This is a genomic window from Actinoallomurus acaciae (assembly GCF_042429965.1).
Classification (GTDB): domain Bacteria; phylum Actinomycetota; class Actinomycetes; order Streptosporangiales; family Streptosporangiaceae; genus Actinoallomurus; species Actinoallomurus acaciae.
Window position 1 is genome coordinate 1 of the sequence record NZ_JBHLZP010000326.1, and the last position, 9,354, is coordinate 9,354.

General features: G+C 71.5%; 9 protein-coding genes and 2 pseudogenes. All 11 read right to left on the bottom strand.

Annotated features, from left to right (window positions below; translation table 11 throughout):
* The coding region (locus tag ACFFNX_RS32670) for a thiamine pyrophosphate-binding protein (protein ID WP_378209724.1) at window positions 1-297 on the bottom strand (297 nt) is incomplete at its 3' end.
* A gap of 19 nt (window positions 298-316) precedes the next feature.
* Window positions 317-1,663, bottom strand: coding sequence for an MFS transporter (locus ACFFNX_RS32675; RefSeq protein WP_378209725.1), 1,347 nt, complete (start codon window positions 1,661-1,663; stop codon window positions 317-319).
* A 78-nt stretch (window positions 1,664-1,741) separates the two neighbouring features.
* Window positions 1,742-2,452 carry a GntR family transcriptional regulator gene (locus tag ACFFNX_RS32680; protein WP_378209726.1) on the bottom strand — a complete coding sequence of 237 codons (711 nt, stop codon included), beginning with the start codon at window positions 2,450-2,452 and terminating at the stop codon, window positions 1,742-1,744.
* 28 nt (window positions 2,453-2,480) lie between these two features.
* Complete coding sequence (locus ACFFNX_RS32685) at window positions 2,481-3,452, bottom strand: FAS1-like dehydratase domain-containing protein (RefSeq protein WP_378209727.1); 972 nt, start codon at window positions 3,450-3,452, stop codon at window positions 2,481-2,483.
* Window positions 3,449-4,450, bottom strand: coding sequence for a hypothetical protein (locus ACFFNX_RS32690; RefSeq protein ID WP_378209728.1), 1,002 nt, complete (start codon window positions 4,448-4,450; stop codon window positions 3,449-3,451). The genes ACFFNX_RS32685 and ACFFNX_RS32690 overlap by 4 nt, the downstream gene beginning before the upstream one ends.
* A gap of 15 nt (window positions 4,451-4,465) precedes the next feature.
* A complete protein-coding gene (locus tag ACFFNX_RS32695) occupies window positions 4,466-5,659 on the bottom strand; it encodes a CaiB/BaiF CoA transferase family protein (RefSeq protein ID WP_378209729.1) in 1,194 nt (397 codons plus the stop codon).
* Complete coding sequence (locus ACFFNX_RS32700) at window positions 5,652-6,428, bottom strand: ATP-binding cassette domain-containing protein (protein WP_378209730.1); 777 nt, start codon at window positions 6,426-6,428, stop codon at window positions 5,652-5,654. Before ACFFNX_RS32700 ends, ACFFNX_RS32695 begins: the two co-directional genes overlap by 8 nt.
* Window positions 6,429-6,439: 11 nt before the next feature.
* Window positions 6,440-7,408 carry an ABC transporter permease gene (locus ACFFNX_RS32705; RefSeq protein ID WP_378209731.1) on the bottom strand — a complete coding sequence of 323 codons (969 nt, stop codon included), beginning with the start codon at window positions 7,406-7,408 and terminating at the stop codon, window positions 6,440-6,442.
* Window positions 7,408-8,403, bottom strand: coding sequence for a sugar ABC transporter substrate-binding protein (locus tag ACFFNX_RS32710; protein WP_378209732.1), 996 nt, complete (start codon window positions 8,401-8,403; stop codon window positions 7,408-7,410). Before ACFFNX_RS32710 ends, ACFFNX_RS32705 begins: the two co-directional genes overlap by 1 nt.
* Before the next feature lie 270 nt (window positions 8,404-8,673).
* A pseudogene (locus tag ACFFNX_RS32715) lies at window positions 8,674-9,191 on the bottom strand (transposase); the annotation flags it as partial.
* Window positions 9,191-9,280: pseudogene (locus ACFFNX_RS52430) on the bottom strand (transposase); the annotation flags it as partial. The pseudogenes ACFFNX_RS52430 and ACFFNX_RS32715, both read right to left, overlap by 1 nt.
* Between the last annotated feature and the right edge of the window lie 74 nt (window positions 9,281-9,354).

A 9,354-nucleotide genomic window follows, 5' to 3' on the forward strand; every position in this document is an offset into this window, starting at 1 on the left:
GATCAGTGCCGGGCTGGAGTCGCGGAGGGCCCCGCCGACGCCGGTGAGCAGGTTGGTGGCGCCGGGCCCGGTGGTGGCCAGGCAGACGCCGGGCCGGCCGGTCAACCGGCCGTGCGCGTCGGCCATGACGGCCGCGGCGCCCTCGTGGCGCGCGGTCACGAACTCGATGCCGGGGTGGTCGATGATCGCGTCGGTGATCGCGAGCGTCTGCCCGCCGGGGACGCCGAAGACGCGGTCGACGCCGAGGGCCGCCAGGGTGCGTACGACCAGCTCGCCGCCGGTGATCTTCTCGGTCATGAGTGTCCTTTCTCAGGTCTCAGGAAGGGGAGGTGGTGGGGGTCGTGGCGGTGTCCGGCGCGGCCGGTTCGGGCCGGCTCAGGGTGGCGCGGAAGGTCTCGGCCGAGCCCAGCACCGCCACCACGGTGATCAGCGAGGCGACCAGGACGTACGCGGCGACCGGCCAGGGCCGCCCGCCGGCCGCCCCGGTCAGGGCGGTGGCGATGAACGGCGCGAGCCCGCCGGCGAACACGGCCGCGATCTGGGAACTGAGCGACATCCCGGTGTAGCGGACACCGGTGCCGAACAGTTCGGCGAAGAAGGACGGCTCCACGCCGTACTGGGCGCTGACGCCGAAGGTGTAGGCGAGCACCACGGCGATCACCACCATCGGCGTGGCGCGAAGGTCCAGCAGCGCGAACATCGGAAAGGCGAACACGGCCGAGAACACCGCGCCGAACAGGAACACCGGGCGGCGTCCGACGCGGTCGGACAGGGCGCCGAAGCCGTAGCAGGCGGCCATGCCGGCGATCGCGGCGACGGTCGTGGCCGACAGCAGGACGCCGCGGCTCAGGTGCAGCCGGTCGGTGCCGTAGCTGAGCAGGAACGTCAAGATGATGTAGCCGAAGACGTTCTCGCTCACCCGCATCCCGGCCGCCAGCAGGATCGGCTTCCTGCTGTGACGCAAAGCGTCCTTCAGCGGCGCGGCCGCGAGTTCGGCGCGCTCGCGGGCGGCGGTGAAGGCCGGCGTCTCGGTCAGCCTCAGCCGGATGAGCAGGCCGGCGACGATCAGGATGGCGCTGGCCAGAAAGGGGATCCGCCAGCCCCAGCTGTAGAGCTGGGCGTCGGGGAGCTGCGAGACCGCCGCGAACGCGCCGGTGGACAGCGCGACGCCCAGAGCGTTGCCGACCTGGGGGGCGCTGCCGTAGCGGCCGCGCCGGCCGGCGGGGGCGAACTCCACGGCGACCAGGGACGCGCCGCCCCATTCGCCGCCGACGCCGAAGCCCTGGACCAGGCGCAGCACCACCAGCAGGATCGGCGCGCCGACGCCGATGGTGTGCGCGGTGGGCAGCAGGCCGACGCAGAAGGTCGCGATGCCCATGATCAACAGCGTGGTGACCAGGGCGGTCTTGCGGCCGACGCGGTCGCCGATGTGGCCGAACACGATGCCGCCCAGCGGCCGGGCGAAGAAGCCGACGCCGAACACCGCGAAGCTGGACAGGGTCCCGACCAGGGGGGTGCTGTCGGGGAAGAAGAGCTTGCCGAAGACCAGCGCGGACGCCGATCCGAAGATGAAGTAGTCGTACCACTCCACGGTCGTGCCGATGAGGCTGGCGGCCGCGGCGCGCCGGACCAGTGACCTGGAGGGCGCGATGTTCTCATGCATGACATCACCCACTTTAATCTAGTTGTCTAGATGTCTTTGCGCGTGAGTCGCCGCCGGCACGCCGCCGACGGCGTTCGGTTAGGCGTCGAGCCTGGTCAGCAGCGGGTATTCCGGCCGGGTCCAGCTGTGGGCGAGCTCGACCGGGGACTCCGCGCCGGAGAAGGTCAGACGCACGATCGTCATGAGGGGGCCGCCCATCGGCACGCCGAGCAGCGACGCCTGCTCCTCGGTCGCGGCGGCGGCCGAGATCTGCTGCTCGGCCCACTTGACCGCGACGCCCCAGCGCTCGGACAGCGTGCGGTACAGCGAGCCTTCGACCAGGTCCTCACGGGCCAGGTTGGGCGCCAGCGCGTACGGCACCCACGACTCCTGCAGCGCCGCCGGCTCGCCGTCGACCGTCCGCAGCCGGACCAGCCGCACGACCTTCTGCCCCTCCTTCAGGAGCAGCCGTTCGGCCACGTCCGGCGGCGCCACCAGCTCACGGCGCTCGCGGATCTCCGTGCGCACGTCGGCGTCGCCGACGCCGATCTCGTCGCGGAAGGGGGCCAGCCGGTTCAGCCGCCGATAGCGGGGCGCCGAGGTGACATAGGTGCCGGAGCCACGGCGACGTACGACCACGTGGTCGATCACCAACTGGTCGATCGCCTGGCGCACCGTCATCCGGCTCACCCCGAACTGCGCGGCCAGCTCCGGCTCGCTGGGCAGCCTGTCGCCCGTGCGCAGCACGCCGTCCCGGATCTGCGACAACAGATCCCGGCGGATCACCTCATAGATCGGCAGACCGCTCACAAGCGTGACCTCACTCCGGTGCGAGCGCTCACAACCCCGGCACGCACGATACCGGTCCCTCGGTCGCCTCCGGCCCGTTCGCCGACGCCCAGCCGCGCGCGGTGCCGGTGCCGTCCGGCTTGGTCACCCAGACCTCCAGCTCCAGCCGCCGGTCGTCCTGGGAGCACACGGCGGCGTGCACGGTCAGCTCGTCCCCGCACAGCGCCGGCCGTACGAACCGCAGGTCCAAAGAGCCGGAGGTGAACCAGGCGGCGCCGAAGAACCGGGTCATCGCCGTGACGATCACGCCGGTCTGCTGCTGGGCCTGCACGATCGTACGGTCCAGGCCCTGCTCGGCGGCGACCGCCGCGCTGGTGTGCACGTTGACGAACCCGCGGCCCGCCCAGGAGAAGGCGTTCATCTGGTCCTGGTCGAACCGGCGGGTCAGCGCCGGCAGCGCGGTGCCCGGCACCAGGCCCGCGGCGGGCCGCTCCGCGACGCCCAGAGAGGGGTCGGTCTCGCCGCGCACCCGGCGCCCCCGCGCGCCGGCGCTCGACCGGCCGACCACGTCGCCCGCGCGGGTCCGCATGATCTCGCGCCCGTGGTGGGTGACCAGCAGGCGGCCGTCCTCCCCGCGCGCCTCGGCCTCCAGGACCACATAGCCCTGCCCGCGCCGTTCGTACTTGTCGGTGTACGCGCCGGTGATCGTTACCGTCTCCCCGACCCGGATGGGCGCGTGGAACGTCAGCCGCTCGTGGGTGTGCAGGCCGCGGGCGGTGTTGCCGTCATAGTGCTGGTAGAAGAGGAACAGCAGGTCGTTGGCGAGCACCAGGGGATGGGCGACCGGCCCGCCGAACGGGGAGTCGCCGAAGTGCCAGGCGCCGAAGTCGGCCTGGGCGAAGGCGTAGCCGAGGACCTTGGCCTCATCGACTCTCACCCGTACGGGCCCGAACTCCTCGGGGACCGTCACCAGCTCGTAGCGGGCCTCCTTCAGCCCCTCGGCCGCCGTCGTCGTGTTCATGCGCCCTCCTTCTTCTCATCCTCGACGCCGAACGGGCAGCGCGCCCATCCGACCGTGCTCAGCCGCCCGTCACCGCGCCGGACCCACACGTCCAGCTCCACCTGGTTCCCCTCGACCGCGTGCACCGAGCCGCCGACCTCCAGGGGCTCGAACACCTCCACCGGGCGGATGAACTTGGTCCGCAGCCAGCCGCCGGTGAACCAGCGGGTGCCGAAGAACCGGGTCAGCAGCTCGGCGACGAGGTCGCACTGCTGCTGGCCCTGCACGATGGGGATCGGCAGTCCGCCCTCGCGAGCGATGCCCAGATCGTTGTGAATGTTGCGGACGTACTCCCCGCACCGGGAGAACACCGACGCCTGCTCCTGGGTGATCTCCTTGGCCAGCGGGACCAGGCCCGTGCCGGGCACCAGCCCCGGCCCCGCCGCGCGTACGGGCGGCAGTGACTCGTCCACCTCGCCGGTCACCGTACGGGCGTCTCCCCCGGCGCCGTCGGTGCTGGAGCGGCCCGCGATCCTCCCGGGCACGGTGCGCAGGATCTCCACGCCGCGGTGGCGGATGATGCTGCGGCCGTCCTCGCCGCGGGCCCGGGCCTCCATCACCACGTACCCCTGGCCGCGCCGGTGGTAGGACTCGACGTACTCGCCGTCGAGGGTGACCTGCTCCCCCACCCGTACCGGGCTGTCGAACCAGAGCTGCTCCTCGGTGTGCAGCCCGACCGTGCGGCTGGCCGCGTACCGGGTGGTGAACAGCTGCACCAGGTCGTTGGCCAGGACCGTCGCGTGCCCGATCCGGTGCCCGAACGGGCTGCCGACGAGATGCCAGGGGTGGTGGTCGTCCTGGGTGAAGGCGAACCGCTTGACCTTGTGGTCGTCGACGACCAGCGTGACCGGGCCGAGCCTCTCGGGGATCTCCAGGTTCTCAACGACCGGTTCCTTCAGGCCGGCCTCCAGGTCGCGGCCGTCGGCGGCCGACCTCGGGTCGGTCAGATCGCGTTTCATCCGCATGTCCCCCGTTCAGATCGCCCCGTCGGCGCGCAGCCGCGCCAGTTCCTCCGCCGGCAGACCCAGCAGCCCGGCGTAGACGCCGTCGTTGTCGGCGCCGACCGGCGGCGGGGGCAGGCGTACCGACCCGGGCGTGTCGCTGAGCTTGATCGGGATGCCGGGCAGGCGCAGCGGGCCGGCCTCGGCATGGGTCACCTCGACGAGCATGTCGCGGGCGGCGACCTGCTCGGACTCCACGGCCTCGGCGACCGTGCAGACCTTGGAGTACGGCACGCCGGCCGCACCCAGCCGCTCGCCCAGCTCCGCGCACGTGTGGGTCAGGGTCCACCCGCGCACGATCGCGTCGGCCGCCGCCACGTTCTTCCACCGGGCCCGCTGGTCGCGGAACCGCTCGTCGCCGGCCAGTTCCGGGCGGTCCATCGCCGCGCACAGCCGGGGGAAGAGCGCGTCGGTCCCGCCGTGCAGGTACACGTGCCCGTCGGCGGCCGGGTAGGCGTTGGCCGGCACGGTGATCTGGTCACGCGACCCGCTGCGCTCGGCCGGCAGGCCCAGGTTGGCGTGGTTGACCACCTGAGTGCTCAGGCACGTCATCAGGGCGTCCAGCGCGGCGATGTCGACATGCTGGCCGTGGCCGGTGCGCGTGCGGGCGTGCAGCGCGAGCAGCGTGCCGATCACACCGTGGAACGCCGAGACGTAGTCGGCGACGAACGTGCCCGTCATCGTCGGGTCGTCCTCGGGCCGTCCGGTGACGCTCATCAGCCCGGAGGCCGCCTGGGCGATCGCGTCGAACAGCGCGCGGTCCCGGTTGGGGCCGCGCTGCCCGAACCCCGACAGCGACACCAGCACCGTACGGGGGCTGCGCTCGCGGATCCGCTCGTACGGCCAGCCCATCTTGGCCATCGTGCCGGGCCGGAAGTTCTCCACCACCACGTCGCTGCCCTCGATCAGCCGCCCCAGCAGATGCGCGGCCTCGGGGTGACGGGTGTTGAGGGTGATGGCGCGCTTGTTGCGGTTGTAGGCGATCGTGTAGAGGCTGTGGCCCTGGTAGAACGGCCGGTGCTTGCGGCCGTCCTCACCGCCGGGCCGCTCCACCTTGATCACGTCGGCGCCCATGTCGCCGAGCATCTGGCAGCACAAGGGCCCGGCGATGAACCGCGACAGGTCGAGCACCCGTATCCCCGACAGCGGTCCGTCCTGGTCAGGCATCCTCATTCCCTCCTCGCCGCGCCGCGGCGGCCTCGTTCGCTCCGGTGATCAGCGCGACGACGCCGTGCTCATCCAGCTCCGCGGTGGGCAGGTCGGCGGCCACGGCGCCCTTGCGGAGCACCAGCACCCGGTCCGCCAGGCGCATCACCATCGGGATGTCATGGCTGATCAGCACGATCGCGACGCCGGCGGCCCGGAGCTCCTCGATCACGGCGACGACGCGTTCGCTCTCCTGCACCCCCAGTGCCGCGGTCGGTTCGTCCAGCAGCACGAGCCGGCGCTGCCACAGCCGGCAGCGCGACATCGCCACCGCCTGCCGCTGCCCGCCCGACAGCGCCGACACTCTGGTGTCGGGCCGCGGAACGTTGACCGACAGCCCCGACAGCACGTCGGCGACGTTCGCGGTCATCCGGCGGGTGTCCAGCCGCCGGAGCGGGCCACGCCCGCGTGTCAGCTCACGGCCGAGGTAGATGTTCTCGGTGACGCTCAGGTTCTCGCACAGCCCCAGGTCCTGGTAGACCGTCTCGATGCCGAGCTCGCCCGCGGCGGCCGGGCCGTCCAGGGTGACCGGATCGCCCTCCCACCGGATCGTGCCCTCCGTCGGGGTCACCACGCCCGACAGCGTCTTGACGAACGTGCTCTTGCCGGCGCCGTTGTCGCCGACCAGCCCGACCAGCTCCCCCGGGCCGACGGCGAAGTCGACCCCGCGCAGCGCGTGCACCGCGCCGTAGCGCTTGTGCACGCCGACCGCCTGCAGCAACGTGTCCATTCCCGGCCTCCTCACAGCGCCTGCCGGTCGCGGCGCTGCACGGCGCTCCACCACACCGCGCCGATCACCACGAGCCCCTGGGCGATCAGGAACAGGTACGACGAGACCCCCAGCAGCGTCAGGCCGTTGCTGAGCACGGCGATGAACAGCACGCCCAGCACCGTGCCGGCGGGCCGGCCCGCGCCGCCGAACAGCCGTACGCCGCCGACCACCACTCCGGCGATGACGTTGAGCTCCATGCCCTGCCCGACGGTGGCGTTGCCGGAGTTCAGCTGCGCGGCGTACAGCAGGCCGCCCACCACCGCCAGCACCTGCACGATGACGAAGACGCTGACGCGCAGCGCGCGTACGTCGATGCCGTAGCGGCGGGCCGCCTCGGCGTTGCCGCCCATCGCGTACAGGTGGCGGCCGTAGCGGGTGCGGCGCAGCACCCACACGCCGGCCGCGACGACGACGGCCATCAGCCAGACCGGCGTCGGGATCCCGGCCAGTCGCCCGGACCACAGCGTCGACAGCCAGACCGGGGTCGGCGCGATCGTCACACCGTGGCTGATGGTGAACGCCGTGCCCTGCAGCGCGCTCAGCAGCCCGAGCGTGGTGATGAACGACGGCACCTGCCAGATCACCCGGAGGATGCCGATGAACAGCCCCACCACGACCCCGCCGGCCAGCACGACGACGACCGCCGCGAGCAGCGGCAGGTGCAGGTTCACCGTCATGGCCGCCACCGCCACCGTGGTCAGCCCCATGGTGGAGCCGACCGACAGGTCGATCTCACCGGTGAGGATCACGAATGTCTGTCCCACCGCCACGATCATCAGCACCGAGGTCTGTTGCAGCAGCAGGCCCAGGTTCGTGCCGGTGAGGAAGTTGGGCGCCGCCGTCGCCCACAGGATCACCAGGACGACCAGACCGCTGGCCACGCCCAGCTCGGCGCGCCAGTCCGTCAGCCGGCTCTCGTGCGCGTAGGCCGCGGCCATCAGGGGTTCCCCTTCTTCAGCCCGGCCAGGAAGGACCGCAGGCCCGCCGCGTCGGAGTCCTGGTAGAGCTGGGCCGGCATCGTCGGCGTGCCGTTCGCCTTCTCGCCGCGGGCGACGGCGACCGCCAGGTCCACCGCCTGCCCGCCGATCCGGTAGGCGTTCTGGTCGGCCACCGCCTTGACCGTCGAGCCGCCGGCGAGCATCGCCTTGGCCACCTGAGCACTCATGTCGATGCCGAAGATCGCGGCCTTGGCGTGGACGCGGGACGCGGCGGTCACGGCGCCCTGCAGGGCCGCGCCGTTCCACGCCCAGACCAGGTCGATGTCGGGGTGGGCCTGGAGCACGGTCTCCAGGGCCTTGGACCCGGCCTCCGGCGAGCCCACCGCCTCGGCCGAGGTGACGACGGTGCCCGCACCGGCGACCTGCGCCAGGAACGCCTTCTTGCGTACGGGGCCGTTGGGCTCGGTGTCGCCGGTGAGCAACGCGATCTTGCCCTTGCCGTTCGGCCGGGTGCGCAGGTACGTGGCGGCGGCCCGCCCGATGGTGGTCCCCAGGGTGTCGTTGCTGACGCCGACGAAGTCGGCGAAGGACGGGTCCGACACACGGGTGTCGATCTGCACGATGCTCATGCCGTAGCCGTGGGCCTTGCGAAGGCCCGCCACCGACGCCTTGGCGTCGAGCGGCGCCACGACCAGGACGTTGTCGCCACGCGCGTGCGACGTGTCGATCAGTTGCGCCTCGGTGGCGAGCTGCCGGTTGGAGACCTCGACGCTGATCGGAACCCCGTGACGGCGGGCGGCCTCACGCATGCCCGCCTCCATCAGCTGCCAGTACTCCAGGTCGCGGGCGTACATGATGGCGCCGATCCGCAGCGCGCCGCGCTGCCGCGTGTTCGCGGCCGACTTCTTCTCGATTCCGGTCGAGCAGGCCGGGAAGGCCAGAGCTCCGAGCATGAGCGCGCCGAACCGGCGTCTGCTCCATCGACGTGGGGGCATGACGGGACCTCCGTCACTCGCTACACAAGGACAGGAAGGGATGCGATGAATTGGGGTCGGCCGGTTCGATCAGGGGGGTCGCCGGCCGTCGATAAAGATGACTAGACAACTAGTGCCGTCAGTATGTGGTGCGGGAAATCTGCTTGTCAATAGCCCGTCACATGCGCGAAACCTGCCGTTGTCCTGACGGGCGACCGTCGGGGCGTTCGCGAGCCACCGCCGCGCACCACCGCTACGGCGAACACGCGGACTCAACACCCGAGACGGTCCTTCCAGGCCCATGTGGCGGCGAGCCTCGGTCCATTCGTCGGTTTGCGCGCCGACCAGGCAGATGACCGCGCTGCGGCCGGGGAAGATCCCGACGACGTCGGCGCGTCGGCGGATCTCCTTGTTCAGTCGTTCTTGGGGGTTGCCGGACCAGGTCTGCCGCCGGATCTCACGCGGGAAGCCGGTGAAGGCCGGCAGATCGGGCTCGGCCTCGTCCAGGTGCGCGGCCGCGTCGGGGTGTTCGGCTTCCAGGCCGTCCACGACGGGGGCGTGCTGGGCATGGACCTCTTCGGCGGCGGGCTGGTCGAAGATGGTCCGCACCAGGGTCCCGAGGTTGAGCGGACTTGGGCACCTTGGTCAGCAGGTTCCGCAGGCAGTGCGTCCCGCAGCGTCGCCAGGCCGCGCCGGGCAGTGTCGCCCCGATCGCCTCGATGAGCATCGGAGATGACCAACTGGACGCCTGACAAGCCGCGGGCGACCAGGCCGCGCAGGAACGCCGGCCAGCCCGCGCCGTTCTCGGAAGGACCTGTTCGGCACGGCGACGACGTTCCAGCAGCCACTCGGGAAAGTAGGATTCTGATCGCAGCTTCGGGATCGCCAATTCCACCGTGTGGCTGTTGCTTAATTTCGGGGTCTGATCCGGGGTCGGCTGTAGCGGTCGGATGGTGGTCCGGGGAAGATCGA

Bases quoted from the DNA above. Each gene is read 5' to 3' on its own strand.
- ACFFNX_RS32675 (WP_378209725.1), bottom strand. From the start codon at position 1,663: ATGCATGAGAACATCGCGCCCTCCAGGTCACTGGTCCGGCGCGCCGCG.
- ACFFNX_RS32685 (WP_378209727.1), bottom strand. From the start codon at position 3,452: ATGAACACGACGACGGCGGCCGAGGGGCTGAAGGAGGCCCGCTACGAG.
- ACFFNX_RS32690 (WP_378209728.1), bottom strand. From the start codon at position 4,450: ATGAAACGCGATCTGACCGACCCGAGGTCGGCCGCCGACGGCCGCGAC.
- ACFFNX_RS32695 (WP_378209729.1), bottom strand. From the start codon at position 5,659: ATGCCTGACCAGGACGGACCGCTGTCGGGGATACGGGTGCTCGACCTG.
- ACFFNX_RS32700 (WP_378209730.1), bottom strand. From the start codon at position 6,428: ATGGACACGTTGCTGCAGGCGGTCGGCGTGCACAAGCGCTACGGCGCG.
- ACFFNX_RS32705 (WP_378209731.1), bottom strand. From the start codon at position 7,408: ATGGCCGCGGCCTACGCGCACGAGAGCCGGCTGACGGACTGGCGCGCC.
- ACFFNX_RS32710 (WP_378209732.1), bottom strand. From the start codon at position 8,403: ATGCCCCCACGTCGATGGAGCAGACGCCGGTTCGGCGCGCTCATGCTC.